The 26,626-nt window shown below is 71.1% G+C and carries 21 protein-coding genes, 1 tRNA gene and 1 pseudogene; 10 read left to right on the plus strand and 13 right to left on the minus strand.

What is annotated here, in order from left to right; translation table 11 throughout:
* Nucleotides 1–41: 41 nt before the first annotated feature.
* The gene (gene atpF, locus AB0K17_RS20170; protein ID WP_365964885.1) at nt 42–593 is read right to left on the minus strand and encodes a F0F1 ATP synthase subunit B; all 552 of its coding nucleotides are present in this window, start codon (nt 591–593) and stop codon (nt 42–44) included.
* 278 nt (nt 594–871) lie between these two features.
* Here atpF and AB0K17_RS20175 point away from each other — a divergent pair, with 278 nt between their 5' ends.
* Complete coding sequence (locus tag AB0K17_RS20175; protein WP_365983723.1) at nt 872–2,446, plus strand: pyridoxal-dependent decarboxylase; 1,575 nt, start codon at nt 872–874, stop codon at nt 2,444–2,446.
* On the plus strand, nt 2,443–3,879 hold the full coding sequence (locus AB0K17_RS20180; protein ID WP_365964883.1) for a SidA/IucD/PvdA family monooxygenase: 1,437 nt from the start codon (nt 2,443–2,445) through the stop codon (nt 3,877–3,879). The genes AB0K17_RS20175 and AB0K17_RS20180 overlap by 4 nt, the downstream gene beginning before the upstream one ends.
* Here AB0K17_RS20180 and AB0K17_RS20185 read toward each other — a convergent pair.
* Complete coding sequence (locus AB0K17_RS20185; RefSeq protein ID WP_365983724.1) at nt 3,835–5,646, minus strand: 5'-nucleotidase C-terminal domain-containing protein; 1,812 nt, start codon at nt 5,644–5,646, stop codon at nt 3,835–3,837. The genes AB0K17_RS20180 and AB0K17_RS20185 overlap by 45 nt on opposite strands.
* Nucleotides 5,647–5,798: 152 nt before the next feature.
* Between AB0K17_RS20185 and AB0K17_RS20190 the strand changes: the two genes are divergently transcribed.
* Nucleotides 5,799–6,524 carry an SIMPL domain-containing protein gene (locus AB0K17_RS20190; RefSeq protein ID WP_365983725.1) on the plus strand — a complete coding sequence of 242 codons (726 nt, stop codon included), beginning with the start codon at nt 5,799–5,801 and terminating at the stop codon, nt 6,522–6,524.
* A gap of 145 nt (nt 6,525–6,669) precedes the next feature.
* On the plus strand, nt 6,670–8,106 hold the full coding sequence (gene pyk, locus AB0K17_RS20195; RefSeq protein ID WP_365983726.1) for a pyruvate kinase: 1,437 nt from the start codon (nt 6,670–6,672) through the stop codon (nt 8,104–8,106).
* Nucleotides 8,107–8,111: 5 nt separating this feature from the next.
* On the opposite strand, the pseudogene AB0K17_RS20200 reads toward pyk, so the two are convergent.
* Nucleotides 8,112–8,213, minus strand: a pseudogene (locus AB0K17_RS20200) (transcriptional regulator); the annotation flags it as partial.
* Nucleotides 8,214–8,276: 63 nt separating this feature from the next.
* Between AB0K17_RS20200 and AB0K17_RS20205 the strand changes: the two are divergent.
* Complete coding sequence (locus AB0K17_RS20205; RefSeq protein ID WP_365983727.1) at nt 8,277–8,654, plus strand: VOC family protein; 378 nt, start codon at nt 8,277–8,279, stop codon at nt 8,652–8,654.
* 16 nt (nt 8,655–8,670) lie between these two features.
* Here AB0K17_RS20205 and AB0K17_RS20210 read toward each other — a convergent pair whose 3' ends face one another.
* Both AB0K17_RS20210 and AB0K17_RS20215 read right to left on the minus strand, forming a co-directional pair.
* Complete coding sequence (locus tag AB0K17_RS20210) at nt 8,671–9,444, minus strand: helix-turn-helix domain-containing protein (protein WP_365983728.1); 774 nt, start codon at nt 9,442–9,444, stop codon at nt 8,671–8,673.
* A gap of 120 nt (nt 9,445–9,564) precedes the next feature.
* Nucleotides 9,565–9,637 (minus strand) — tRNA-Leu (locus tag AB0K17_RS20215).
* Nucleotides 9,638–9,737: 100 nt separating this feature from the next.
* Here AB0K17_RS20215 and AB0K17_RS20220 point away from each other — a divergent pair.
* Nucleotides 9,738–10,385, plus strand: a complete 648-nt coding sequence (locus tag AB0K17_RS20220) for a response regulator (protein WP_365964876.1) — start codon at nt 9,738–9,740, stop codon at nt 10,383–10,385.
* Between the two features lie 57 nt (nt 10,386–10,442).
* On the opposite strand, the gene AB0K17_RS20225 is transcribed toward AB0K17_RS20220, so the two are convergent.
* From AB0K17_RS20225 to AB0K17_RS20255, 7 genes are all read right to left on the minus strand, one after another.
* The gene (locus tag AB0K17_RS20225; protein WP_365983729.1) at nt 10,443–11,159 is read right to left on the minus strand and encodes an ABC transporter ATP-binding protein; all 717 of its coding nucleotides are present in this window, start codon (nt 11,157–11,159) and stop codon (nt 10,443–10,445) included.
* On the minus strand, nt 11,156–11,956 hold the full coding sequence (locus AB0K17_RS20230; RefSeq protein WP_365983730.1) for an ABC transporter ATP-binding protein: 801 nt from the start codon (nt 11,954–11,956) through the stop codon (nt 11,156–11,158). Before AB0K17_RS20230 ends, AB0K17_RS20225 begins: the two co-directional genes overlap by 4 nt.
* Nucleotides 11,953–13,749 (minus strand): branched-chain amino acid ABC transporter permease, encoded by a 1,797-nt coding sequence (locus tag AB0K17_RS20235; RefSeq protein ID WP_365983731.1) that lies wholly within the window; start codon nt 13,747–13,749, stop codon nt 11,953–11,955. Before AB0K17_RS20235 ends, AB0K17_RS20230 begins: the two co-directional genes overlap by 4 nt.
* A gap of 5 nt (nt 13,750–13,754) precedes the next feature.
* Entirely contained in the window at nt 13,755–14,687 is a 933-nt protein-coding gene (locus AB0K17_RS20240) for a branched-chain amino acid ABC transporter permease (RefSeq protein ID WP_365964872.1), read from the minus strand.
* 118 nt (nt 14,688–14,805) lie between these two features.
* Complete coding sequence (locus AB0K17_RS20245) at nt 14,806–16,047, minus strand: branched-chain amino acid ABC transporter substrate-binding protein (protein WP_365983732.1); 1,242 nt, start codon at nt 16,045–16,047, stop codon at nt 14,806–14,808.
* Nucleotides 16,048–16,334: 287 nt separating this feature from the next.
* Complete coding sequence (locus AB0K17_RS20250; protein WP_365964870.1) at nt 16,335–16,796, minus strand: PaaI family thioesterase; 462 nt, start codon at nt 16,794–16,796, stop codon at nt 16,335–16,337.
* Between the two features lie 67 nt (nt 16,797–16,863).
* A complete protein-coding gene (locus AB0K17_RS20255) occupies nt 16,864–19,164 on the minus strand; it encodes an FdhF/YdeP family oxidoreductase (RefSeq protein WP_365983733.1) in 2,301 nt (766 codons plus the stop codon).
* Between the two features lie 259 nt (nt 19,165–19,423).
* On the opposite strand from AB0K17_RS20255, the gene polA reads away from it, so the two are divergent.
* The 4 genes from polA (at nt 19,424) to AB0K17_RS20275 (ending at nt 23,719) form a co-directional block, all read left to right on the plus strand.
* Entirely contained in the window at nt 19,424–22,081 is a 2,658-nt protein-coding gene (polA, locus tag AB0K17_RS20260; protein WP_365964868.1) for a DNA polymerase I, read from the plus strand.
* Nucleotides 22,082–22,358: 277 nt separating this feature from the next.
* On the plus strand, nt 22,359–22,493 hold the full coding sequence (locus AB0K17_RS20265; protein ID WP_344437062.1) for an SPW_0924 family protein: 135 nt from the start codon (nt 22,359–22,361) through the stop codon (nt 22,491–22,493).
* 15 nt (nt 22,494–22,508) lie between these two features.
* Nucleotides 22,509–23,531, plus strand: a complete 1,023-nt coding sequence (locus tag AB0K17_RS20270; protein ID WP_365983734.1) for a DUF3068 domain-containing protein — start codon at nt 22,509–22,511, stop codon at nt 23,529–23,531.
* Nucleotides 23,528–23,719, plus strand: a complete 192-nt coding sequence (locus tag AB0K17_RS20275; RefSeq protein WP_365964866.1) for a hypothetical protein — start codon at nt 23,528–23,530, stop codon at nt 23,717–23,719. The genes AB0K17_RS20270 and AB0K17_RS20275 overlap by 4 nt, the downstream gene beginning before the upstream one ends.
* A gap of 357 nt (nt 23,720–24,076) precedes the next feature.
* Here the strand turns inward: AB0K17_RS20275 and hrpB are convergent, their stop codons facing one another.
* Nucleotides 24,077–26,623, minus strand: coding sequence for an ATP-dependent helicase HrpB (gene hrpB / locus AB0K17_RS20280; RefSeq protein WP_365983735.1), 2,547 nt, complete (start codon nt 26,621–26,623; stop codon nt 24,077–24,079).
* Nucleotides 26,624–26,626 lie beyond the last annotated feature (3 nt).

A 26,626-nucleotide genomic window follows, 5' to 3' on the forward strand; every position in this document is an offset into this window, starting at 1 on the left:
GACGGGTGCGGGGAGCCCGGGCCTATGGCTTCGCCGGCTGATCAGTCGCGGGCTTCGCCCGCCGCGTCCGACACCTTCGCCGTCCGCAGCTCCTCCAGGTAACGGTCGACGATGCCGCTGCGCTGCGCGTACTCCACCATCGACTCGCCCACGATCCGGCCCGCCAGCTCCGTCGCCAGCACACCGACCTGCTCGCGCAGCTCCGCCTCGGCCACCGCACGCTCCGCGTCGATCACCGCATGACCCGCAGAGATGATCTCGTCCCGCTGGCGCTGACCCTCGGCACGCAGCTCGGCGATGATCGCCGTACCCTGCTCCACCGACTCCTGGCGCAGCCGCGCCGCCTCGTGGCGGGCCTCGGCCAGCAGCTCCTGGTACTCGGCGTGGACGCGCGCCGCCTCGGCACGCGTCTCCTCCGCCTCGTCCATCCGGCCCTCGGTGGCCTGCTCACGCTCGACCAGCACCTTGTTGATCCGGGGCAGGATCCCCTTCGCCATCACGGCGAACACGAGGAAGAAGAGCACCAGACCCAGAACGAGCGGTGCGAGGTCGGGCTTCAGCGGCCCCACGTCGAGAGCAAAAGTCATGGCCATGGTGTGCACAATACCGGGCCGCCCGCCCCGCCCGGCGCCACCCACCCCGACCGAAGGGGCCAACCCGCCCCCTCCACAAGGCATCGCCGCCCCAATACCCACCATCGGGCGAAACCTCCCCCACCCCATGTCACCGAACGTACACACAGCGGTACCTTCAGCGGCTGGTGCGGCCGCCCCGACCCGAAAGGGCCGCACCTGCACCACCACCCCGCCCGGACGACCCCCACCCCACCCGTCCGCCGCACCACCGCACCACCGACCGAAGGGGCACCCCCATGCCCGCGCCGCCCCCGGCCCGCCTCACCCCCGCACCCCCCCTCGCGGGCGGCACCCAAGGCACCCACGCCCTGCGCCCCCTCATCGACATCGCCCTCAACGCCCTCGCCCGCGGCGCCACCGCCCGCGGCGGCCCCCTGCCCACCGGCGGCCCCCACACCGTCGCCGCCCGCATCCGCGCCACCGCCACCCCCCTCCTCCCCGAGGACGGCACCGGCGCCGACGAAGCCCTCCACACCCTCCTGCAAGCCCTCGCCGAAGGCGCCGCCGACCCCGCCGACCCCCGCTGCGCCGCCCACCTCCACAGCCCGCCCCTCGCCCTCGCCGCAGCCGCCGACCTCGCCGTCAGCGCCCTCAACCCCTCCCTCGACTCCTGGGACCAGTCCCCGTCCGCCACCGCCCTCGAAGCCCTCACCACCCACACCCTCGCCGCCCTCGCCTACCCCACCCGCCCCGCACCCGACGCCCTCGTCACCACCGGCGGCACCGAGTCCAACCAACTGGCGCTGCTCCTGGCCCGCGAAGCCCCCCAAGGACGCACCCCGGGCGCCGCCGACGAGCCGCCACCGGGCATCCCCGCCGCACGCGAAGCCACCCACGGGAACGCCCCCGTGGCGACCGGCGGCAGCGCCGCCCCCGTCGGGCCCTGCGGCCCCGGGCCCCGGGCCCGCACCGCGACCCCCGCCCCCGCCGCGCCCGCGGCCGCGCTGCGGGTCGTCTGCGGGGCCAACGCGCACCACAGCATCCACCGCTCCGCCTGGCTGCTGGGCCTGCCCGCACCCGAGGTCCTGCCTACGCCGAGCGGCGTCCTGCACCCCGACGACCTGCGCGCCGCCCTCGCCCGCCCCCACCCCGGCCCCACCCTCGTCGTCGCCACCGCCGGCACCACCGACACCGGCCGCATCGACCCCCTGCCCGCCCTCGCCGACCTGTGCGACACCCACGGCGCCCGCCTGCACGTCGACGCCGCCTACGGCGGGCCCCTGCTCTTCAGCGACACCCTCAAACCGGCCCTCACCGGACTCGAGCGCGCCCACACCGTCGCCCTCGACCTGCACAAACTCGGCTGGCAGCCCGTCGCCGCCGGACTCCTGGCCGTCCCCGACACGGCCGACCTGCGCCCCCTGGCGCACCGCGCCGACTACCTCAACCCCGCCGACGACACCGAGGCCGGGCTGCCCGACCTCCTGCACCGCTCCCTGCGCACCACCCGCCGCCCCGACATCGTCAAGATCGCCGTCACCCTGCGCGCCCTCGGCCGCCGCGGCATCGCCGCCCTCGTCGAACACGTCTGCGCCAACGCCCAGCACCTCGCCGACCTCATCGAGGCCCACCCCGCCCTCGAACTCCACTCACGCCCCACCATCAGCACCGTCCTCTTCCGCCCCATCGGCGCCGATGCCCACACCACCGCCCGCACCCGGCGCCGCCTGCTGCACACCGGCCACGCCGTCCTCGGCCGCGCCACCACCCCCCAGGGCCTCTGGCTCAAGGCCACCCTGCTCAACCCCCACACCCGCCCCGACGACCTCCGACACCTGCTGACACTCGTGGAAGGCCACACCACCCGATGACCCCGCAGCCCCCCACCTCCGCCCCCGACCAACCCCTCGACCTCGTCGGCGTCGGCATCGGCCCCTTCAACCTCTCCCTCGCCGCCCTCGCCCACCCCCTGGCCGACCTGCGCATCGCCTTCTACGACCAGAACCCCGCCTTCCACTGGCACCCCGGCCTGCTCATCGACGACACCACCCTCCAGGTCCCCTGGCTCGCCGACCTCGTCACCCTCGTCGACCCCACCAGCCCCTGGTCATTCCTCAACTACCTCAAAAGCCGCGACCGCCTCTTCCCCTTCTACTTCGCCGAGCGCCAGCACATCCACCGCGCCGAATACGACGCCTACTGCCGCTGGGTCAGCCGCCAGCTGACCGGCCTGCACTTCAACCACCACATCGACGCCGTCCGCTGGAACCCCGAACGCATCCTGTTCGAAATCGACTACACCCAGCTCGACCCCGAAGGCGAAGCCGACGCCCTCGGCCGCGCCTACGCCCGCAACCTCGTCCTCGGCGTCGGCACCGCCCCCTACGTCCCCGAACCCCTGCGCCCCCTCGCCGAGGCCCCCGGCGTCCCCGTCCTGCACTCCGCCGACTACCTCGACCACCGCGACGCCCTGCTCGCCGCCGAACACATCACCGTCATCGGCTCCGGCCAGTCCGGCGCCGAAGTCCTCCTGGACCTCCTGCGCAACCGCCCCACCGGCCGCGAGAAGCTCCACTGGCTCGCCCGCACCCCCGCCTTCGCCCCCATGGAGTACAGCAAGCTCGGCCTGGAGCACTTCACCCCCGACTACACCCACTACTTCCGCACGCTCCCCGAGCCCGTGCGCGACCAGGTCCTGCCCCGGCAGTGGCAGCTCCACCAGGGCATCGACAACAACACCATCACCGCCATCCACGACGAGCTCTACCGCCGCAGCCTCCACGGCGGCTGGCCCGACGTCACCCTCACCCCCGGCGTCTTCGTCCGCACCGCCGGCCGCGTCGGCACCACCCGCGTCGAACTCCACCTCGAACACATCCAGCAGGGCAGCCGCTCCCGCCTCACCACCGACGCCGTCGTCCTCGCCACCGGCTACCGCGAACGCCGCGTCGACACCCTCCTCGCCGCCCTCGACCCCTACATCCGCCGCGACTCCAACGGCCGCCCCCGCATCGACGAACACCACCGACTCGTCCTCGACCCCTCCGTCAAGGGCGCCATCCACGTCCAGAACGCCGAATCCCACACCCACGGCATCGGCACCCCCGACCTCGGACTCGCCGCCTGGCGCAGCGCCGTCATCCTCAACGCCCTCGCCGGCAAGACCGTCTACCCCCTGCCCGACCGCACCGCCTTCACCACCTTCGGCCTGGAGCCGCGGCCCGCACCGCGACCCCAGAACGCCATCGGCGGCCCCGGCTCAGAAAACCGGCACACCATCCCGCGTCAGCTTCCAGTCCACTGACGCAAAACGCTCCACCTCGATCGAGCCCTTCGCCTTCACCCAGCCGATGATCGTGTTACGGATCTCCTCCGAATTCGCCCACACCTGCTTCGCCCCCGCCACATGCGGGAAATTGCCCCCACCGCTGGCCCGGTAATTGTTCACCGCCAGCACGAACTGCGCCGAGTCGTCGAGCGGCTTGCCGTCGAAGGAGACATTCACGATCCGCGCCCCCGGCGCCTTCGCGATGTCGATCTCGTACGACAGGCCGCTCACCACGTCGTAGTTGTAATCCGGAACGCCGTCCGCATTCGTCAGCTTCGCCGGATCCACCGGCCCACCGGACGGCGTCCGCACGTAGTACCGCGCCGAGAACTCCAGGTAGTCCCGCAGCTGCGCACCGGTCATCACCCGCGCCTCCAGCGTGTTCTCGAACGGATACAGACCCGCCACCTGCCGGATCGACACCTTCCCCGCCGGCACCCCCGCCGTCCGCGAGAAGCACGACGCCTGCGACAGCACCGGCAGCGCCGCGTACTGCGTACCCGCCAGCGCCGCCCGCACCGTCTCCACCTGCACGTGGTTGATGAAATCGATGATCGGCGTGTCCTTGTACGCCGCCTCCGCCGCGCTCATCGCCGCCGTCGAGGAACCGATCACCTCATTGACGTACGCCACCACCTTGCGGTGCTCCGCACCCAGCAGCTTCGTGATCTTCGGGTCCTCGGCGACCGTGTTCGAGTTCAGCACCTTCGCCGACACCGACTCCACCTGCCAGGAACCCCGCTCCCACACCACGGAGAAGTCGAACAGCGTCAGCCGCTGCCCCCACTTCAGCGGCTCCGAGAGCACCACCTGCCTGCCCGTCTTCTTGTTCGCCACCCGGTACTCCGGGATCTCCGTGTGGGCATGCCCCACCAGGATCGCGTCGATCCCCGGCACCTGCTCGGCCACCAGCGCCGCCGCGTTCTCCACATACGGCAGCGCATCACCGTACGAGGACGTACCGCTGGAACCCGAATGCGCCGCCACGATCACCACGTCCGCACCCATGGACCGCAGCTTCGGCACCCACTTCGCCGCCTGCTCCTCCAGACCCGGGAAGACCATCTTCCCCTGCACATTCGCCTTGTCCCAGATCGCGATGCCCGGATTCGTCAGCCCCAGAATCGCCACCTTCACATCCCGCCCGTGCGGCGTGCACACCCGCTTCATCACATACGGACGGAACGCCGGCTTCAGCGTCTTCGCGTCCAGCGCGTTCGCACCGAGCAGCGGGAAACGGCACTGCTCCTCGAACTTCCGCAGCGTGGGAATGCCGTAATTGAATTCGTGATTGCCCAGCGCCGCCGCGTCGTACCCCATCGCGTTCATCGCCCGCGCCATCGGGTGCACCGGACCGTGCGCACCGGTGATCGGATCGACCCGGGCGTAGTAGTACGACAGCTGCGTGCCCTGGATCGTGTCACCCGCATCGATCAGCAGGGTGTTGCCACGGCCCTTCTCGCCCCGCACCTGGTTCACGAGGGTCGAAATCTTCGCCAGGCCCACGTCGTTGTGCGCCTTGTCGTCGAACTCCGCGTCGGTGAAGTAGTCCCAGTTGAAGACGTTGCCGTGCAGGTCGGTGGTGCCCATCACCGTGAACGCGTACCGCTTCTTCGGCCGGCCGTGGCCCCGGTCCCCGGCGGCGGCCGGAGCCGCCTGGGCCACCCCCGCCGCCCCGGCGAGCGCCACTCCGGCGCCCGTGACGGCCGTACGCCCCAGAAAGTCCCTGCGGTTGAGCGGCATGTGTGCTGTTCTCCCCAAGTAGTGATCAACGCGCGTAGATTCGCGTGGATTCGCGCGTAGATTCTGAACCAGCCACCGCCCCCCGCACCACGTACGAAGCACCAAACATTTGCGGCCTCCCCCCGCACCGACACCTCTGCAACCCTGACCCCATGACCACCCAGCCCACCGCCGCAGCGGAAGCCGCACCCCTGCCCTACGGCACCCCCGACGCCCCCCGCATCGCCGTGCGCGGCGAAGCCCGCATCGACGCCGACCCCGACATCGCCCACCTCGGCATCACCCTCACCGCCCGCGGCACCGACCGCCGCACCACCCTCGAGGACCTCACCCGCCGCAACCACCACGTCCTCGAACTCCTCAAGACCTACGCCGACGCCGTCGAGAAAACCGAAACCGGCACCTTCACCCTCACCCCCCAGCTCCACGACAAAGGCCGCGGCGAACGCATCCGCGCCTACCACGGCCACGTCCACCTCACCACCACCCTCACCGACTTCACCGCCCTCGGCGAACTCGCCACCCGCCTCGCCGACCTCGACCTCACCCGCGTCGACGGACCCTGGTGGGCCCTGCGCCCCGACTCACCCGTCCACGGCGAAGCCCGCCGCCGCGCCGTCCAGGAAGCCGTCCAACGCGCCCGCGAATACGCCGCCGCCCTCGGCGCCGAACTCGTCGCCGTCGTCGAGCTCGCCGACATCGGCGCCGAGAACACCCCCGCCCGCGGACCCATGCCCGCACCCCCCGGCGCCGTCATGCGCTCCGCCGGCTACGGCGGCGCCCCCGACACCGCCCCCGCACTCGACCTCGAACCCCGCCGCCAGACCGTCCACGCCCACGTCAACGCCCGCTTTACGATGACCCGACCAGTGCTCTGAAAACACCGGCGGAGAACACTCAGGGGCGCTCATCAGAGCGCCCCCTTGCACGTTTCACAAGGTGTCAACAACGGTTCATACAAACGACGTTGGCAGGTTATGGCGGGCGAACTCTCTACCGGTCAGTAGGTCCTAGAGTCGAGACATGCGCCGAGCGAAAATCGTCTGCACCCTGGGCCCCGCCACCGACACGTACGAGCAGATCAAGGCACTGATCGAGGCCGGCATGGACATCGCCCGCCTCAACCTCAGCCACGGCACCCACGCCGACCACGAGGCCCGGTACCAGCGCGTACGCAAGGCCGCCGAAGAAACAGGCCGCAACGTCGGCATCCTCGCCGACCTTCAAGGCCCGAAGATCCGCCTCGGCCGCTTCCACGAAGGCCCCGTACTCCTTGAACGCGGCGACACCTTCACCATCACCGTCGAGGAAACCCAGGGCGACCGCCACCACTGCGGCACCACCTACCCCGGCCTCGCCACCGACGTCACCAAAGGCGAACGCATCCTCGTCGACGACGGCCGCGTCACCCTCGAAGTCATCGAAATCGACGGCCCTCGCGTCAAGACCCTCGTCCTCGAAGGCGGCATGGTCTCCGACCACAAAGGCCTCAACCTCCCCGGCGTCGCCGTCTCCGTCCCGGCACTCTCCGAAAAAGACGTCGAAGACCTCCGCTGGGCCATCCGCACCGGCGCCGACATCATCGCCCTCTCCTTCGTCCGCAACGCCCACGACATCGACGACGCCCACCGCGTCATGAACGAAGAAGGCCGCCGCCTCCCCGTCATCGCCAAAATCGAAAAACCCCAGGCTGTCGACAACCTCAATGACATCGTCGCCGCCTTCGACGGCATCATGGTCGCCCGCGGCGACCTCGGCGTCGAAATGCCCCTCGAAACCGTCCCCATCGTCCAAAAGCGCGCCATCAAACTCGCCAAGCGCAACGCCAAGCCCGTCATCGTCGCCACACAAATGCTCGACTCGATGATCGACGCCTCCCGCCCCACCCGAGCCGAGGCCTCCGACGTCGCCAATGCCGTCATCGACGGCACCGACGCCGTCATGCTCAGCGGCGAGACCAGCATCGGCAAACACCCCGTCGAAACCGTCCGCACCATGAGCCGCATCCTCGCCGCCGCGGAAGAAGACATCCTCGCCAAGGGCCTGCCACCCCTCACCGAACGCAGCAAGCCCCGCACCCAAGGTGGCGCCGTAGCCCGCGCCGCAGCCGAAATGGGCGACTTCCTCGGCGCCAAATACCTCGTCGCCTTCACCCAATCCGGCGACACCGTACGCCGCCTGTCGCGTTACCGCTCACCGATCCCGCTCCTGGCGTTCACACCGGAACCGGCAACACGCTCACAACTCAACCTCACCTGGGGCGTCGAAGCCTTCCTCGGCCCGATGGTCCAGACGACGGACGAAATGGTGAACCAGGTCGACGAGTACCTGCTGCGGATCGGCCGCTGCCGACGCGGCGACATGGTCATCATCACCGCAGGCTCACCCCCCGGAACCCCCGGCACGACCAACCTCGTCCGCGTCCACCACATCGGAGAGGACGACGCACCCAAGAATTAAACGTTCTCCTTGACCTCCAACCGGACAGCCAACTCCCCACACGTCCACGACGGCCGGGCAGCCAACAACGACACCAAGCGCAACAGACGAGCAGACGCGGTGATCACGAGCCGGAGTTTTCCACACGACCAGGACCGAATCTGTCCTGGATACGCCGTAGCGTCTTCCTCGTGAACACCACAACCCCCACCTTCCGCTACGCCGCCGTCACCTTCGACTGCGCCGACCCCGCCGAACTCGCCCGCTTCTACGGCGACATACTCGGCCTGCCCGTCGTCTTCTCCACCGACCACTTCGTCCTGCTCGGCCAGGAGGGCGCGGCCGGCCTCGGCTTCAACCGACTGACCGACTACCGCCGCCCCACCTGGCCGGACCCCACGCAGGAGAAGCAGGCCCACATCGAAGTGGGCGTCGACGACCTGGACGCGGCCGAGGCGCACCTGCTGGCGATGGGCGCCACCAAGCCCGAGCAGCAGCCGGACCCCGACCGGTGGCGCGTCCTGCTGGACCCGGCGGGCCACCCGTTCTGCATCTCGACCCTGGCCTGACCGCGGCGCTGCCTGGTCAGTACTTGGGGCCGATGTGGGTGTCCATGAGGGCTACGGAGGCCCGGCGGGCGACGGAGATGTTGAACGGCTCGCTGCCGCGGGCCATCGTGGTCCACTCGACACCGACCTTGGTGAGGGTGGCGCAGTACAACTGCCGGATGTCATCAGACTTGTTCGCGAACACGTACCGCGGGTATTCGTAGCGCTTGCGGACGCCGCCCACCACCCGCGTGGTCCAGTTGGTGATGCGACAGCCGTCGGAGTGGATGAGGCCCCGGAGGAAGTCCCAGGGATAGGCATCCACGATGTCTTGCTGCCAGCCTTCCAACGCGATGAGACGTTCGTGCTTCTTGCCGGGACCATGTTGCGGGAACAGGCACGTCCAGTGTTGCGTGTAGGACTTCACTTCCGTGCACCCCGGTCGTTGGCGCCTGCTCGTGCGCGGTAAGGGCATGACAGTGCGCATGGCCGCTTCTGCCGCGTCGATGAGCCCAGGCCAGACGTCGCCGCAGAACACCGACAGGTGATGCTGCTTGCGCCTCGACACGATGTGGCCGTCACCCAGGTAGAGGCCGAGTAGGTAGGAATAGGCCTGGCGGTCGTAGTCCCGGCCGGTGCAGATCGGGCAGTCGGTCGGCCGCACGAACTCTTCGCCGCGGCGTCTGCGATCTTCGGAGCGCCACCAGCCGACGGTCCCCCGGGGGACGCCGAGCTGTGCCGCCACTAACCGGTTGGGCACGCCATCACGCATGAGGCTGATGGCACGATTGCGCGTTTCGAGGTCGTACATGCCTGCGAGCGTCGCCGAGCGGCGGAGCGGAGGGCAGGGATTCGAAGACCCGTTCACCCTGATGAGCGAAGATCGCCAATGGTGGTGCTTCGGTTTGCGACCTTGGAATCCTAGGTAAAGTGCCCCGAGTGGGATTCGAACCCACGCTGTATGGTGTTTGAGACCATCGCCTCTTCCGCTGGGCTACCGGGGCGCCCTGCAAAACGAAGGTTAGTGGAAACCCCCGCCGTCTCAAACATACAGGACCTAGGTAGGCTCATGGGGCAGTACCCCTGCCCGTACCGAGGAGACCCGTGAGCGCCGCCGAGCCCCAGCCGCCTGTCGACGACGAGCCGCAGCACACCCCTCCGCAGACCACCCGTGTCGTGATCGCCGAGGATGAGGCGCTGATCCGTCTCGATCTGAAGGAGATGCTCGAGGAAGAGGGCTACTCCGTCGTCGGTGAGGCGGGCGACGGTGAGACCGCCGTGGCGCTGGCCCGGGAGCACCGGCCCGACCTCGTGATCTTGGACGTGAAGATGCCCGTCCTCGATGGGATCTCCGCTGCCGAGCGGATTGCGGGGGAGTCGATCGCGCCGGTGCTGATGCTGACCGCGTTCTCGCAGCGCGACCTGGTGGAGCGGGCGCGGGATGCCGGTGCCATGGCGTACCTCGTGAAGCCGTTCAGCAAGAGCGATGTCGTGCCGGCGATCGAGATGGCGGTGTCGCGGTTCGCGGAGTTGCGGGCGCTGGAGAAGGAGGTCGCGGATCTTTCGCTGCGGCTGGAGACGCGCAAGCTGGTGGATCGGGCGAAGAGCATTCTGCAGACGCAGTACGGGCTGACGGAGCCGGCGGCGTTCCGGTGGATTCAGAAGACGTCGATGGATCGGCGGATGTCGATGCAGCAGGTGGCGGAGGCTGTGATCCAGGACGCGGAGGAGAAGAAGGCGCAGCGGGGGTAGCCGATCTCTCGCTCGCAGGGGCCCTGATCTGGCGGTGGTGCCGGGTCGGGGCCTTTTTCAGTCTTCGCCGAGGTAGGCCTTGCGGACGGATTCGTTGTGCATCAGGTCGGCCCCTGTTCCGGAGAGGACGATTTTTCCGACTTCCATGACGTGGCCGTGGTCGGCGAGGGACAGTGCGGCCTGGGCGTTCTGTTCGACGAGCAGGATGGTGGTGCCGGTGGCTTTGAGTTCGGCGATGGTGTCCATGATCTTGCGCATCATGATCGGTGAGAGGCCCATGGAGGGTTCGTCGAGCATGAGGAGTTTGGGTCGGGACATGAGAGCGCGGCCCATGGCGAGCATTTGTTGTTCGCCGCCCGAGAGTGTGCCTGCGGCTTGGCTTCGCCGTTCGCCGAGGATGGGGAAGAGTTCGTAGACCCGTTCCGTGTCCTTCGTTATTGCGGCTGTGTCCTTGCGGAGGAAGGCGCCGAGCTGGAGGTTTTCGGCGATGGTGAGGCGGGGGAAGATGTGGCGGCCTTCGGGGGAGTGGGCGAGGCCGCGGGCGACGATGTCGTGGGCGGGGGTGCCGGTGAGGGGTTGGCCGTCGAAGTGGATGGTGCCGGCGAGGGGTGGGTGGAGGCCGGAGAGGGTGCGCAGGGTGGTGGTTTTTCCGGCGCCGTTGGTGCCGATGAGGGTGACGACCTGGCCGGTGTGGACGGTGAAGGTGATGCCTTTGACGGCTTCGATTTTTCCGTAGGCGACGCGGAGGTTTTTTACTTCGAGGAGTGCGGTCATCGGTCCGTTTCCTCCGGGGTGGGGGTGCCGAGGTAGGCGGCGATGACGCGGTCGTCGTTCTGGACGGTTTGTGGGGTGCCTTCGACGAGTTTTTCGCCGTGGACGAGGACGGCGACGTGGTCGCAGAGGTTGAAGATGAAGCGCATGTCGTGCTCGATGACGAGGACGGCGGTGCCTTGGTCGCGTATGGCGCGGACGAGGTGTTCGGCGGCGCGGGTTTCCTGGGGGTTCATGCCGGCGGTGGGTTCGTCGAGGAGGAGGAGTCCGGGGTCGCTGGCGAGGGCGCGGGCTATTTCGAGTTTTCGTTGTTCGCCGTAGGGGAGGTTGCGGGCGAGGTGGTCGCGTTTGGGGGTGAGGCCGGTGAATTCGAGGAGTTCCATGGCGCGTTGTTCGGAGGTTTTTTCGGCGTGGCGGAATCGGGGGCCGCGGAGGAGGGCGGAGAGGAGTCCTTCTTTGGTGCGGGTGTGGCGGCCGACGAGGACGTTTTCGAGGACGGTCATGTTGGCGAAGAGGCGGATGTTCTGGAAGGTGCGGGCGATGCCGGCTTGGGTGACGAGGTGGGGTTTGGGTGGGAGGACGGTGCCCTGGTAGGTGACGGTGCCTTCGGTGGGGACGTACAGGCCGGTGAGGCAGTTGAAGAGGGTGGTTTTTCCGGCGCCGTTGGGGCCGATGAGGCCGACGATTCGGCTGGGGTGGACGGTGAGGTCGACGGCGCGTACGGCGGTGAGGCCGCCGAAGCGCATGGTGACGCCGGTGGCGGCCAGGACGGGGGGTGGGGGCGGTGGGGTGGTGGTCATGCTTCCGCCTTGGTGAGTGTGGTGGCCGTGGCGACCGTGGTGTCCTCGTGGAATTCGAGTTGTTGTCGGCGGCTGGGGATGATGCCTTCGGGGCGGAAGCGCATGAGGAGGATGAGGGCGATTCCGAAGGCGAGGAGTTGGTAGTCCTGGAGGAATTGGAGTTTGGCGGGGACGAGGTAGAGGAGGGCGGCGCCGAGGAGGGGGCCGGTGATGGTGCCCATGCCGCCGAGGATGACGGCGGCGAGGAGGAATGCGGAGTTGGGGGGTACGGGGCCGGCGAATACGTAGAGTTCGGGGACGACGGTGCGGGAGACGTGGGCTTGTACGGTGCCGGCGAGTCCGGCGAGGGTGGCGCCGAGGGCGAAGGCGATGAGTTTGAGGCGGAATCCGTTGATGCCCATGGCGGTGGCGGCGGTTTCGTCCTCGCGGATGGCGACCCAGGCGCGGCCGATGCGGCTGTTTTCGGCGCGGCTGAAGATGAGGATGACGAGGACGGTGAAGAGGAGCATGAGGAGGTAGTAGTTGGCGAAGGGGGTGAGGGTGATTCCGGCGAGGGTGTGGGTGTTGCCGAAGTCGTAGCCGAAGAGGTTGAGGTCGGGGATGTTGGGGATTCCGTTGGGGCCGTTGGTGAGTGAGGGTCCGGATTCGCCGTTGAGGTTGCCGACGGCGATGCGGAAGATTTCGCCGAAGCCGAGGGTGACGATGGCGAGGTAGTCGCCGCGCAGGCGGAGGGTGGGGGCGCCGATGACGACGCCGAAGACGAGGGAGGCGGCGGCGCCGGTGAGGACGGCGGCCCAGAAGGGGAAGTGGAGGTGGAGGGTGGAGGCGGTGGAGCCGGAGACGAGGGCGGCGGTGTAGGCGCCGACGCCGAGGAAGGCGACGTAGCCGAGGTCGAGGAGGCCGGCGAGGCCGACGACGACGTTGAGGCCGAGGGCGACGGTGGAGAAGATCAGGATGTTGACGATGATGAGGGTGTATTCGTCGGTGTTCTGGGTGAGGGGGAACGCCACGGCGGTGGCGAGGGCTGCGGTGAGGGTGATGCCGCGGTGTTTGCGGGTGAGGGCCCGCAGGCGCCGGCCGAGGCCGGCGGTGGCCAGGGCGGCGGTGGTGAAGCCGGTGAGGAGCAGGAAGCCGGTGAAGAGTTCGCCGTATGCGGTGGCGATGCCGTAGGTGAGGACGTACAGGCCGAGGCCGAAGGCGGCGGCGATGAGAAGGATTTCGGCCCAGGTGGGCAGGGGCCGGGGCGGCGTGAGAGAGGGCCGTCCGGGGCGCAGGGTGTGCAGGAGCGTGTCGGCGGTGGCGCGGAGCCGGCCGGGCGTATGGGTGCTGTGGTCCTCGGGGGTTGGTTGTACGGGCAGGGCGAGGGCGCCGATCGTGCCGAGGAGGGTGGCGGCGCCGGCGATCCAGCCGCCGGGTTCGAGGTTGACGAGGCCGCCGAGGTCGGTGGCGATGGTGATGAGGGTGTACCAGGTGGTGGCGAGGGTGCCGAGGGTGAGGTGGAGGGTGGCGGTGTGGGTGTGTGCGGGGTTGAGCCAGCGGAGGCCGGGGAGGCCGGCGGTGGCGAGGAGTTGGGCGAGGGTGAGGAGGGCGCCGGTGAGGGTGAGGAGTTGGAGGCCGCCGGGGTAGCCGGTGACGGTGAGGTTGCCGGGGAAGGCGGTGGTCCAGGTCCAGGGGAGGAAGGTGGAGACGAGGGCGAGGCCGGCGCCGCCGGCGGTGATCAGGCGGGCGCTGGTCGGGGGGAGGGGGATCACTGCGTGGTGTTCCCCGGTGGTGGGGTGTTCGGTCCTGGTCATGTCTCTCACGCCCGATCCGCGACGCGTTCGCCGAGCAGGCCCTGGGGCCTGACGAGGAGGACGACGATCAGTAGGACGAAGGCCCAGACGTCCTTCCAGCCTGCGCCGCCGAGTTGCTGCATGCCGGGGATGTGCTGGATGTAGGTGGTGGAGAGGGCCTCGGCGATGCCGAGGACGACGCCGCCGAGCATGGCGCCGTAGATGTTGCCGATGCCGCCGAGGACGGCGGCGGTGAAGGCCTTGAGGCCGAGGATGAAGCCCATCTCGAAGTTGATCTGTCCGGCGCGCAGTCCCTGGGCGACGGCGGCGACGGCGGCGAAGGCGCCGCCGATGGCGAAGGCCAGGACGATGATGCGGTCGGTGTTGATGCCCATGAGTTTGGCGGTGTCGGGGTCCTGGGCGGTGGCCTGCATGGCGCGGCCGGTGCGGCTGCGGGCGACGAAGAGGCCGAGGGCGAGCATGCACAGGGGGGCTGCGACGAGGACGAAGAGGTCGTCGCGCTGGAGGTGGAGGTTGGCGGTGATTTCGAGGGCGTCGCCGTGGAACTGGGGGAAGCTGCGGGATTTCTTGGCGTCGGGGTAGAAGGCCCAGACGAGTTGCTGGAGGGTGATGGACAGTCCGATGGCGGTGATGAGCGGGGCGAGGCGGGGTGCGCCGCGCAGGGGCCGGTAGGCGAAGCGTTCAGCGGCGGTGGCGACGGCGACGGAGGCGAGGGCGCCGCCGAGGAGCATGAGGGGGAGGGCGGCGGCGAGGGGGACGGTGTCGGGGAGCCACAGGCGTACGGTGAGGGCGCCGAAGCCTCCGATCATGACGATCTCGCCGTGGGCGAAGTTGATGAGTTGGACGATGCCGTAGACCATCGTGTAGCCGATGGCGATCAGGCCGTAGAGGGTACCGAGGGCGAGTCCGCTGACCAGGGTTTGTGGCAGTTCGTGCACCGACGTGCCTCCCCGTTGGGTGTGGGTCGCGGCCCCGCGCGGGTGGGTTGCGCGCGGGGCTGGGCCGGGTGTGGGAGCGAGGGTGGTGCGGGGTGGGGCCGGTCCTTGACGGAACGGGTCAGTCCTTGAAGGTGGCGCTCTTGAGGGTGGTCCAGGCGTTGTTCTTGACCTGGTAGACCGTGAGCTGTTTGTTGGTGGTGTCGCCGTACTGGTCGAAGGAGACCTTGCCGGTGACGCCGTCGAAGGAGACGCTGCTCATGGCGTCGAGGACCTTGGCGCGGGGGTTGGCGGGGAGTTTGCCGTTGTTGTCCGCGACGGCTTTCTTCACTGCCTCGATGATGGCCCAGGCGCCGTCGTAGGCGTAGCCGCCGTAGGTGGCGTAGGGGTCCTTGTAGCCGGCGTCCTTGTATCCGGTGACGAATTTCTTGGCGGAGTCGAGGTCTTCGACGGGGTAGCCGACGGAGGTGGCGAGGTCGCCGTCGTTGCTCTCGCCGGAGGCGGTGATGAAGCCGGGGTTGTACATGCCGTCGCCGCCCATGAGGGGGATGCGGGCGCCGGCTTTCTTGACCTGGTCGGAGAGCAGGCCGGCTTCGGGGAACTGGCCGCCGAAGTAGACGGCGTCGGCGCCGGAGTTCTTGATTTTGTTGGCGGTGGCGGAGAAGTCGGTCTCCTTGACGGTGAGGTGGTCGGTGCCGACGACGTCGCCGCCGAGGCGTTTGAATTCCTGGGCGAAGAGGGTGGCGAGTCCGACGCCGTAGGTCTGTTTGTCGTCGGCGACGAAGACCTTGCGCTTGCCGGCGTCCTTGTAGAGGAACTGGGCGGCGAAGCGGCCCTGGATGATGTCGGTGGTGGCGGTGCGGAAGTAGGTCTTGAAGGGGCGTTTCTTCTCGCCGGTGGCCCAGTTGTCGCCCTGGCTGAGGGCGGGGTTGGTGTTGGCGGGGGAGACCTGGGTGAGGTCGGCCTTGGCGAGGACGTCCTGCATGGACTGGGCGACGCCGGAGTTGACGGGGCCGACGACGCCGATGACGTTCTTGTCGGCGGCGAGTTTGGCGGCGTTCTGTTGTCCGGTGCCGGGCAGGGCCTGGTCGTCGAGGGCGGTGATGGCGAAGGTGACGCCCTTGACCTCGTTGTTCTTGTTGGCGGTTTTGACGGCGAGGTCGACGGAGTTCTTGATGCCCTGGCCGAAGGGGGAGAGCGAGCCGGTCAGCGGGACGGTGATGCCGATGGTGACGGTGCTCTTGCCGCCGCCGCCGTCGTCGCCGCTGCCGCTGTTGCCGCTGTCGCGGGAGCCGCAGGCGGTCAACAGGAGGGCGCCGGTGGTCAGTGCGGTGGTGAGGGCGAGGAGGGAACGGTGTCGCACGGTGAGTCCTTTCCCTGGCGCGGCGGCCTCTGCTGAGGTGCCGTGTCGCTCGCCGGGCGGGACGGCGGTGCGCGGTGCTGGGTCGGGCAGCCCGGCGGGGTGTGGTGCGCCGTGACTTTAAGGGCTGGGGGAGCGCGGGGGGCAGGGTGGCGACGGCGATGTGACTCTCTTGTTATGACGAAGATCACATTCCATGTGGGTGTGCGGCGACCTGGGGCGGAGTGCGGGGCGCATGCGAACGGCCGGCCGCGGGTGCTGCGGCCGGCCGTCGGGGGAGGGGGTGGGCGTCAGGCGCCCGGGGCGTCGCGCAGGAGGCAGGTGAGGCGGGCGGAGCACACGCGCTTGTCCTGCTCGTCGGTGACGACGATCTCGTACGTGGCCGTGGTCCGGCCGCGGTGGACGGGGGTGGCGACGCCGGTGACCAGGCCGGAGCGCACCCCGCGGTGGTGGGTGCAGTTGAGGTCGACGCCCACCGCGATGCGGCCGGGGCCGCCGTGGAGCATGGCGCCGACGGAGCCGAGGGTCTCGGCGAGTACGGCGGAGGCGCCGCCGTGCAGCAGGCCGTAGGGCTGGGTGTTGCCCTCGACCGGCATGGTGCCCACGACGCGCTCGGGGGACGCCTCCACGACGGTGATGCTCATGCGCTCCCCGAGGTGGCCCGCGGAGAACAGGGCGCCGAGGTCGAGCCCGCTGTCGGCCCACTGGTCGACGATCTCCTGCGGGAACGTGGTCTTGCTGTGCTCGCCCATGCGCTGCGGCTCCGATCGCCCGTGGTCATTGTGATGTGAACGTTTTTTCAGCCGGACCGTCCGGCCGTCAACTGCCCTCGGTGCCTGCGGCTGCGGCTGCCGGTTCGAGCCTGATGACGACGGACTTGCTGGCCGGGGTGTTGCTGGTGTCGGCGGTGTGGTCCAGCGGCACCAGGACGTTGGTCTCGGGGTAGTAGGCGGCCGCGCAGCCGCGTGCGGTGGGGTAGTGCACGACGCGGAAGCCGGGTGCGCGGCGCTCGGTGCCGTCGGTCCACTCGCTGACGAGGTCGGCGTACGCGCCGTCGGCCAGGCCGTGGGCGCGGGCGTCGTCGGGGTGCAGCAGGACGACGCGGCGGCCGTTCTTGATGCCGCGGTAGCGGTCGTCGAGGCCGTAGATGGTGGTGTTGTACTGGTCGTGCGAGCGCAGGGTCTGCAGCAGCAGCCGGCCCTCGGGCAGGTGGGGGTGCTCGACGGGGGTGGCGCTGAAGTTGGCCTTGCCGGTGGCGGTGGGGAAGCGGCGGGCGTCGCGCGGCGCGTGGGGCAGGGTGAAGCCGCCGGGGCGGGCGACGCGGGTGTTGAAGTCCTCGAAGCCGGGGATCACGCGGGCGATGCGGTCGCGGATCGTGGCGTAGTCCTTCTCGAACTCCTCCCAGGGCGTGCTGCTGGCGGGGCCCAGGACGCGGCGGGCGAGCCGGCAGACGATGGCCGGCTCCGACAGCAGGTGCTCGCTGGCGGGGGCGAGGCGGCCGCGGGAGGCGTGGACCATGCCCATGGAGTCCTCGACGGTGACGAACTGTTCGCCGCCGGCCTGCCGGTCGCGCTCGGTGCGGCCGAGGGTGGGCAGGATCAGGGCGCGGGCGCCGGTGATGACGTGCGAGCGGTTGAGCTTGGTGGAGACGTGCACGGTCAGGCGGGCGCGGCGGATCGCGGCCTCGGTGACGTCGGTGTCGGGGGTGGCGGCGACGAAGTTGCCGCCCATGGCGAAGAAGACCTTTGCGTCGCCGTCGCGCAGGGCGCGGATGGCGCGGACGACGTCGAGGCCGTGGTGGCGGGGCGGGGCGAAGCCGAACTCCTTCTCCAGGGCGTCGAGGAAGGCGGGGGCGGGGCGTTCGAAGATGCCCATGGTGCGGTCGCCCTGGACGTTGCTGTGGCCGCGCACGGGGCACACGCCGGCGCCGGGGCGGCCGATGTCGCCGCGCAGCAGCAGGAGGTTGACGACTTCCTTGATGGTGTTGACGGCGTGCTTGTGCTGGGTCAGGCCCATGGCCCAGCAGACGATGGTGCGGCGGGAGGCGAGGATCATGCGCAGAGCGCGCTCGATCTCCTCGCGGCGCAGGCCGGTGGCGGCGAGGGTCTCCTCCCAGTCGGTGGTGCGGGCGGCGTCGGCGTACTCCTGGAAGCCGTGGGTGTGCTCCTCGATGAAGGCGGTGTCGAGGGCGCCTTCAGTGTCGAGGAGGAGCTTGCCCAGCATGCGGAAGAGGGCCTGGTCGCCGCCGAGGCGGATCTGCAGGAAGAGGTCGGTCAGGGGGGTGCCGCGGCCGGCGAGGCCGCGGGCGTTCTGGGGGTTGTTGAACCGTTCGAGGCCGGCTTCGGGCAGCGGGTTGACGGTGATGATTTTGGTGCCGCCGCGCTTGGCCGTCTCCAGGGCGCTGAGCATGCGCGGGTGGTTGGTGCCGGGGTTCTGCCCGGCGACGATGATCAGGTCGGCCCGGTGGAGATCGTCGAGGAGGACGCTGCCCTTGCCGATGCCGATGGTCTCGCTCAGTGCGGAGCCGGAGGACTCGTGACACATGTTGGAGCAGTCGGGCAGGTTGTTGGTGCCGTATTCGCGGGCGAAGAGCTGGTAGAGGAAGGCGGCTTCGTTGCTGGTGCGCCCGGAGGTGTAGAAGACGGCTTCGTCGGGGGAGTCGAGGGGGGCCAGTTCCTCGGCGATGATGTCGAAGGCGCGCTCCCATGTGACGGGTTCGTAGTGGGTGGCGCCCTCGGCGAGGTACATGGGGTGGGTGAGGCGGCCCTGCTGGCCGAGCCAGTAGCCGCTGCGGGTGGCGAGCTCGGCGACGGGGTGGGCGGCGAAGAAGGCGGGTGCGACGCGGCGCAGGGTGGCTTCCTCGGCGACGGCCTTGGCGCCGTTCTCGCAGAATTCGGCGGCGTGGCGCTTGTCGGGTTCGGGCCAGGCGCAGCCGGGGCAGTCGAAGCCGTCCTTCTGGTTGACCTTGAGGAGGGTCAGGGCGGTGCGGCGCAGGCCCATCTGGTCGGTGGCCACGCGCAGGGTGTGGGCGATGGCGGGCAGTCCGGCGGCGGCGTGCTGTGGTGCGGTGACCTCGGGGGCGTCCTGTACGGGATCGCCTGTGGGTGGTTTGCCTGCCATCTCGCTCCCCCTTGAGCGGCTCGGTGGGTACGGGGGTTCGTACCCGTCGGCGCCGATCCTGTCACGGGGGTGGGGCGCGGCTCGGGGAGGGTGACGCCGGTGGTGGGCGCGGTCGGTTCGGCGGTCGGGTTTGTCAGTGGGTCGTGGCAGGATCGGGTGCGTGGCAGCAAAGGCAGCGAATACCGCACCCAAAGCGGACGAAGCGAACGAAACGACCGGAACCGGGGCAGGGGAGGGAGGCCGGCGCCGTCTGCTGTTGATGGACGGGCACTCCATGGCGTACCGGGCGTTCTTCGCGCTGCCCGCGGAGAACTTCACGACCTCGGCCGGGCAGACGACGAACGCGGTGTACGGCTTCGCGTCGATGCTCGCCAACACGCTGCGTGACGAGCAGCCCACGCACTTCGCGGTGGCCTTCGACGTCTCGCGCAAGACGTGGCGCTCGGAGGAGTTCCCGGAGTACAAGGCGACGCGGTCGAAGACCCCGGACGACTTCAAGGGCCAGGTCGCCCTGATCGGTGAGCTGCTGGACGCGATGAACGTGCCGCGGTTCGCCGTCGACGGCTTCGAGGCCGACGACGTGATCGCCACGCTGGCCACCGAGGCGGAGAAGGAGGGCTACGAGGTCGCGATCGTCACCGGCGACCGGGACTCCTTCCAGCTGGTGACCGACGCCGTCACCGTGCTCTACCCCACCAAGGGCGTCTCGGAGCTCACCCGCTTCACGCCCGAGAAGGTGCAGGAGAAGTACGGCCTGACCCCCCGGCAGTACCCCGACTTCGCGGCGCTGCGCGGCGACCCGTCGGACAACCTCCCCGGCATCCCCGGCGTCGGCGAGAAGACGGCCGCCAAGTGGATCAACCAGTTCGGTTCCTTCGCGGAGCTGGTGGAGCGCGTCGAGGAGGTCAAGGGCAAGGCCGGGCAGAACCTGCGCGACCACCTGGAGGCGGTCAAGCTCAACCGCCGCCTGACCGAGATGGTCCGCGACGTGGAGCTCGCCACCCACCCCGACGACCTGGCGCGCCAGGCCTACGACCGGCTCGCGCTGGCGACGTTCCTGGAGCGGCTGGAGATCCGCAACCCCGGCCTGCGCGACCGCCTGCTGGCCGCCGACCCGGGCGCGGAGTCGGTCGAGGAGGCCGCCCCCGAGGCGGGCGCCGAGGTCGAGGGCGTGGTGCTGGCCACCGGCGACGTGGCCCCCTGGCTGGCCGAGCACGGCACCGGGCCGCTGGGCGTGGCCGTCACCGACGCCTGGGCGCAAGGGTCCGGCCGCGCCGTGGAGGTCGCGCTGGCGACCGCCGCGGGCCCGGCGGCGTGGTTCGACCCGGCCGAGCTGGACGAGTCCGACGAGCGGGCGTTCGCCGCCTGGATCTCCGACGGGGCGCGGCCGAAGGTGATGCACGACGCCAAGTCCGTGATGCGGGTCTTCGCCGAGCACGGCTGGCCCGTCGAGGGCGTGACCATGGACACCGCCCTGGCCGCGTACCTGGTCAAGCCGGGCCGGCGCTCCTTCGCCCTGGACACCCTGTCGGTGGAGTACCTGGGCCGCGAGCTGGCCTCGGCCGCCGCCGGCGACGGCCAGCTGGCCTTCGGCGCGGACGAGCAGGCCGAGGCCGAGGCGCTGATGGGCCGCGCCCGTACGGTGCTGGATCTGGGCGAGGCGTTCGCCGGGCGGGTCGCGGAGGTGGGCGCCGCCGGTCTGCTGACCGACGTGGAGCTGCCGACCAGCGCGGTGCTCTCGGGCATGGAGCGGGCCGGCATCGCCGCCGACCGCGCCTGGCTGGAGCGCATGGAGCAGCAGTTCGCCGCCGCGGTGCAGCAGGCGGTGCGCGAGGCCCACGAGGCCGCCGGGCGCGAGTTCAACCTGGGCTCGCCCAAGCAGCTGCAGGAGGTCCTCTTCGGCGAGCTGGGCCTGCCGAAGACGAAGAAGACCAAGACCGGCTACACCACGGACGCCGACGCGCTGGCCTGGCTGGCGGCGCAGACCACCAACGAACTGCCGGTGATCATGCTGCGGCACCGGGAGCAGTCCAAGCTGCGCTCCACGGTCGAGGGCCTGATCAAGGCCATCGCCCCCGACGGCCGCATCCACACCACCTTCAACCAGACGGTGGCGGCCACCGGCCGGCTCTCCTCCACCGACCCGAACCTGCAGAACATCCCGGTGCGCACCGACGAGGGCCGGGCCATCCGGCGCGGCTTCGTCGTCGGCGAGGGCTTCGAGTCGCTGATGACCGCCGACTACAGCCAGATCGAGCTGCGCGTGATGGCGCACCTGTCGGAGGACGAGGGCCTGATCGAGGCGTTCACCTCCGGCGAGGACCTGCACACCACGGTGGCCTCGCAGGTCTTCGGCGTCGCCAAGAGCGAGGTCGACCCGGAGATGCGCCGCAAGATCAAGGCCATGTCCTACGGCCTGGCGTACGGTCTGTCGGCGTTCGGGCTCTCGCAGCAGCTGAACATCGCGGCGGACGAGGCCCGTCGCCTGATGGACACCTTCTTCGAGCGCTTCGGCGGGGTCCGCGACTACCTGCAGCGCGTGGTCGAGGAGGCGCGGGCCACCGGCTACACCGAGACCATGCTCGGTCGCCGCCGCTACCTGCCCGACCTCAACAGCGACAACCGTCAGCGCCGCGAGATGGCCGAGCGGATGGCGCTGAACGCGCCGATCCAGGGCACCGCCGCCGACATCGTCAAGATCGCGATGCTGCGGGTGGCCGAGGCCCTGGAGGCCGAGAAGCTCGCCTCCCGGATGCTGCTGCAGGTGCACGACGAAATCGTGCTGGAGATCGCCCCCGGCGAGCGGGAGAAGGTCGAGGAGCTGGTCCGCCGCGAGATGGCCGGCGCGGTCGCCCTGAGCGCCCCGCTCGACGTGTCGGTGGGCGTCGGCAAGGACTGGGAGTCCGCCGCGCACTGAGGCGGTGCGCAGTCTCTTGCAAGGGGCCAGGGCGTGTCCGGCCCGTCAAGGGGGCGGGGCACTGCCGATGTGCGGCTGCCGCCGCGTGGGCGCACCGAGCCGCGACGCGCCCACGGACGGAGTGCCGTGGTGATGCCCGCTGCGGCCTCCGTCCTCCCGGTCCTACCGGGGGGACGGAGGCCGCAGCCGTTCGCAGCGTGGTTCTCATCCGCGGTGTGCGTTGCTACCCTGCCCCACTACCTGACGCCTCGTCAGGTGCCTGCTGGGAGGCCGACACATGCGCGCACTGGCCGCGGCGGCCGCGGGAGCGGCCGCCGCCCTCGCCCTCGTCCTCGCCGTCACCGCCGTCGGCCCGCCCGACAGCGGCACCTCGCCCGAGCCCCTGCTCACCTCCGCACCCGCCCACCCCTGAGCGGGGAGGCCGGCCGTGCGCCGCACCGCGAGCCTGGTCCTGCTCGGCCTCGCCGCCTTCTTCGCCGCCCTCGCGCCCCTGCTGCGGTACTACGCCTACCCCCGGCTCGCCGAGGTCCCCACCGGCCGCTACCAGAGCATCGTCATGGAGGCCAAGGACGCCACCCTCGTCGACTACGGCACCCTGCGCCCCCGGCAGGTCTCCCGCGTCACCATCACCCAGACCCTCAAGGGCAACGCCGAGGAGGCCCGGCGGATCAAGGACGCCACCGGCCGCGACGTCGTCGTCTGGGACACCCTCTCCCACGCCGCCGGCCCCGACGGCGCCGTGGTCTCCAGCATCCCCGAGCGCTACGTCTTCGACGCCCACACCCAGCAGCCGGTCCACGCCGGCGGCGAGCATGTCGACGGCACCCCGGTACGGCGCGACGGCATCGAGTTCAAGTGGCCCTTCGGCGTCGAGAAACGCGACTACCGCTACTTCGACCTCATGACCCGCACCTCCGCACCCATCCACTACCGCGGCACCCGCACCTTCCACGGCCTGGAGGTCTACTTCTTCGAGCAGACCGTCCCCTGGACCCAGGTGCCGCTGCCGCGGAAGCTGCCGCTCGATATCAGCCCCGACACCGTCCGGCAACTGGGACTGGAGCGCTGGTACACCACCCGGCGCATGTTCTGGGTCGACCCCGTCACCGGCGCGCCCGTCAACGGCGAGGAGGACCACCGCGAGGAGCTGCGCTGGACCGGACAGCCGGGCAAGGAGCCCATCACCGCCTTCGCCGGGCACGTGACGATGCGGCCCGACTACCTCGACCACACCGTCACCCTGGTCGCCTCCCAGCGGCAGCTGGTGCTGCTGCTGACCACCTACCTCCCGTGGACCTTCGCCGCCCTGGCCGCAGCCCTGCTGACCGCCTCGCTCGTGCTGGAGGCGCGTGACCGGCGTGCACACGCGACACACAGGGCACACGATGGAAGGAAACCCGAACGGGCGACCCCCGGCGAGGGGGCGCCGAGCAGAGGAGGCCCGCCGTGAAGGAGACCCCCGAGGAGACGTCCACGACGTCCCGGCCGAGCCGGCTGTACACCGGCGGAGAACGCCCCTTCGACCCGGAGGACCTGGTCATGGCCTCCGGGCACGACGTGACGCCCGAACGCGTCGAGGCGGCCAAGCGCCTGATCGAGGAGAAGGGAGCGGCCGCCGTCGAGCGGTACCTGCCGTAGGGCGCGCAGCGCCCGGTAGGGGCGCGGGACGGTGTCGATCTGCGGCTGCCGCCGCGTGGGCGCGACCGGCCACCGACGGCCAGGTGTGTCCGACGGATCGTGCAGTGCCCCGTAGGGGCGCGGGGCAGTACCCATCTGCGGCTGCCGCCGCGTGGGCGCGACAAGCCACGACGTGCCTGCAGATTGCCCGGATCCCGGGGTGGTGTGTCGGCTGCGGGCCGTCGCCGGCTGATCGCGCCCACGCGGCGCAGCCGCATATCGACACCGCCCCGCGCCCCTACGGGGCGCCGTGGTGGCGCGGGACGAAGTCCGCCGGACACGCCCCAGGGGGCGCAGCGCCCTTTGCGGGGCGCCGCGCTACGCGCGACGCGCGTTGGTGCGGCGGGTCGCCGGGGCTCCGGCCGGGTCCTCCGGCCACGGATGCCGGGGGTAGCGGCCGCGCAGCTCGGCCCGCACCGACCGGTAGCCCTCCCGCCAGAACGACGCCAGATCCGCCGTGACGGCCGCCGGCCGGCCCGCCGGCGAGAGCAGGTGCACGAGCACCGGCACCCGCCCGTCCGCCACCCGCGGCGTCTCCTGCAGCCCGAACATCTCCTGCAGCTTCACGGCCAGCACGGGCTGCTCACCGCTGTAGTCGACCCTGATCCGCGAGCCGCTGGGCACCTCCAGGCGCTCCGGCGCCAGCTTGGCCAGGCGCACGGCCTGCCCGTCCGCCCACGGCAGCAGCCGCTCCAGCGCCGCACCGGCGTCCACCCGCTCCAGGTCCGCGCGCCTGCGCGCCCGGTCCAGCTCCGGGCCGAGCCATTCCTCGGCGCGCGCGAGCAGCGCCGCGTCCGACACGTCGGGCCACGGCTCGCCCAGCACCCGGTGCAGGAACGCCAGCCGCTGCCACAGTCCCGTCCCCTCCGCGCTCCAGCGCAGCAGCCCCGGGCCCTCCCGGCGCAGCCCCTCCAGCAGCGCCGCCCGTACCAGGGCCGCGTCCGGCGCGGTCAGCGCGGCCGAGGCCAGCTCCACGGCGCCCAGGCGCGCGACGCGGCGCGCCACCACGTCGCCCCGCTCGGGCGACCAGTGCACCTCCTCGCCCTCGCGGAACAGCGCCCCCGCGGCGGCACGGGCCGTCTCCTCGTCGATCACGGCGCCGAGCCGCACCCGGGCGGAGGCGGCTGCGACGGGCCGGTCCGCGACGGCCACCGCGAGCCACGGCGCACTGCGCAGCCGGGAGCCCTCGCCGAGCTCGGCCCGGGTGCCGGAGGCCATCAGGTACGACCCGCCGCCGCGCGCGTGCGCCACCCGCTCGGGGTAGGCGAGCGCGGCCACGAGCCCGGCGACGACGTCGTCGGTGGGGGAGTGCCCCTGCTCCGGGGCGCCGGTCGCCGGCTCGCCGGGGGCGGTGACCGCGGCCAGGGCCTTCTCCAGGCGGCCGGCCTCGGCGCGCCAGCGCGTGGCGTAGGCGTCGGTGGCGCGGCGCGCCGTGCGCCAGGCCGCGGCGAGGTCGTCGCCGTACGCGCGGGGCGGTTCCTCGCTCAGCAGCGCCACCACCTCCGCCGCGCGGCGTGCGCCCACCTCCCGGGCGCCGTCCAGGAGGGCGCGCGCGAGGCGGGGGTGCACGCCCAGGCGCGCCATGCGCCGGCCGCGTTCGGTGGGGCGCCCCGCCTCGTCCACGGCGCCCGTGGCCTGCAGTACGGCGCGCGCGGCGGCCAGTGCGCCGGCCGGTGGGGGGTCGAGCAGGGCCAGGCCGCTCGCGTCGGGGTCGCCCCAGCACGCCGTCTGCAGCGCGAACGCCGTCAGGTCGGCCACCGTGATCTCCGCCGGCGGGAAAGCCGGCAGCCGGCCCTCGTCGGCCTCCGCCCAGCAGCGGTAGACCGTGCCCGGCGCCTCGCGCCCCGCCCGTCCCGCGCGCTGCCGGCCGGCCGCCCGGGACGCCCGTACGGTCGTCAGGGCGCTCAGGCCCCGCGCGTGGTCCGTGCGCGGCTCGCGGGCCAGCCCCGCGTCCACCACGACCCGCACGCCCGGCACCGTCAGGCTCGACTCGGCGACCGCGGTCGCCAGCACCACCCGGCGCGGGCCGCTGCCGCCGGCCAGGACGGCGTCCTGGACCGCCGCCGGGGCCCGCCCGTGGACCTGGAGGACCTCCGCGCCCAGCTCTCGCGGGCCGCCGAGCAGACCGGCCACGCGGCCGATCTCACCGACGCCCGGCAGGAAGCACAGGACGTCGCCGGTGCGCTCGCGCAGGGCGCGGCGCACCACGTCGGCGACGTGCTCCAGCAGCACCGGGTCCACCCGCAGGCCGTGCGGCGGGCGCACCGGCCGCTCCGGCGGTGCCCAGACGACGTCCACCGGATGGGTGATGGAATGCGCCTCGACGACGGGCGCGCCGCCCAGCAGCCGGGCCCAGCCCTCGGCGTCGGTGGTGGCCGATGCCGCGACCAGGCGCAGTTCCGGGCGCAGGGCGGCCCGGACGTCCAGCAGGAAGGCGGCGGCGGTGTCCGCGTCCAGGTGCCGCTCGTGGCATTCGTCGAGGACGACGACGTCGGCGCCGGCGAGCTCGGGGTCGCGCTGCAGGCGCTGCAGGAGCACACCGGTGGTGACGACCTCGACGACGGTGGCGGGCCCGGCCCGCCGCTCGCCGCGGACGGTGAAGCCGATCCGCCCGCCCACCGGCTCGCCCAGCAGCCAGGCCATGCGCCGGGCGGCGGCCCGGGCGGCGATGCGGCGGGGCTCGGCGACGACGACGCGCCGCGGCGCCGCGCCGCCCGGCACCAGGCCGGCGAGCACCAGCGGTACGAGGGTGGTCTTGCCGGTGCCGGGCGGCGCGCACAGCACGGCCGTGCCGTGCTCGTCCAGGGCGCGCGTCAGGGCCGGCAGGGCACTGCGGACGGGCAGGTCCAGGAGGGCGTCGCGCATCGG

It is taken from the genome of Streptomyces sp. NPDC049585 (genome assembly GCF_040675615.1).
GTDB lineage: Bacteria > Actinomycetota > Actinomycetes > Streptomycetales > Streptomycetaceae > Streptomyces > Streptomyces luteosporeus.

What these genes read in the sequence shown, in the direction of transcription:
- hrpB (WP_365983735.1), bottom strand. Translation starts at nt 26,623, where the DNA reads ATGCGCGACGCCCTCCTGGACCTGCCCGTCCGCAGTGCCCTGCCGGCC.
- AB0K17_RS20210 (WP_365983728.1), bottom strand. Translation starts at nt 9,444, where the DNA reads ATGTACGACCTCGAAACGCGCAATCGTGCCATCAGCCTCATGCGTGAT.
- atpF (WP_365964885.1), bottom strand. Translation starts at nt 593, where the DNA reads ATGGCCATGACTTTTGCTCTCGACGTGGGGCCGCTGAAGCCCGACCTC.
- AB0K17_RS20225 (WP_365983729.1), bottom strand. Translation starts at nt 11,159, where the DNA reads ATGACCGCACTCCTCGAAGTAAAAAACCTCCGCGTCGCCTACGGAAAA.
- AB0K17_RS20255 (WP_365983733.1), bottom strand. Translation starts at nt 19,164, where the DNA reads ATGGCAGGCAAACCACCCACAGGCGATCCCGTACAGGACGCCCCCGAG.
- AB0K17_RS20185 (WP_365983724.1), bottom strand. Translation starts at nt 5,646, where the DNA reads ATGCCGCTCAACCGCAGGGACTTTCTGGGGCGTACGGCCGTCACGGGC.
- polA (WP_365964868.1), top strand. Translation starts at nt 19,424, where the DNA reads ATGGACGGGCACTCCATGGCGTACCGGGCGTTCTTCGCGCTGCCCGCG.
- AB0K17_RS20250 (WP_365964870.1), bottom strand. Translation starts at nt 16,796, where the DNA reads ATGGGCGAGCACAGCAAGACCACGTTCCCGCAGGAGATCGTCGACCAG.
- pyk (WP_365983726.1), top strand. Translation starts at nt 6,670, where the DNA reads ATGCGCCGAGCGAAAATCGTCTGCACCCTGGGCCCCGCCACCGACACG.
- AB0K17_RS20265 (WP_344437062.1), top strand. Translation starts at nt 22,359, where the DNA reads ATGCGCGCACTGGCCGCGGCGGCCGCGGGAGCGGCCGCCGCCCTCGCC.
- AB0K17_RS20190 (WP_365983725.1), top strand. Translation starts at nt 5,799, where the DNA reads ATGACCACCCAGCCCACCGCCGCAGCGGAAGCCGCACCCCTGCCCTAC.
- AB0K17_RS20235 (WP_365983731.1), bottom strand. Translation starts at nt 13,749, where the DNA reads ATGACCAGGACCGAACACCCCACCACCGGGGAACACCACGCAGTGATC.
- AB0K17_RS20175 (WP_365983723.1), top strand. Translation starts at nt 872, where the DNA reads ATGCCCGCGCCGCCCCCGGCCCGCCTCACCCCCGCACCCCCCCTCGCG.
- AB0K17_RS20180 (WP_365964883.1), top strand. Translation starts at nt 2,443, where the DNA reads ATGACCCCGCAGCCCCCCACCTCCGCCCCCGACCAACCCCTCGACCTC.
- AB0K17_RS20230 (WP_365983730.1), bottom strand. Translation starts at nt 11,956, where the DNA reads ATGACCACCACCCCACCGCCCCCACCCCCCGTCCTGGCCGCCACCGGC.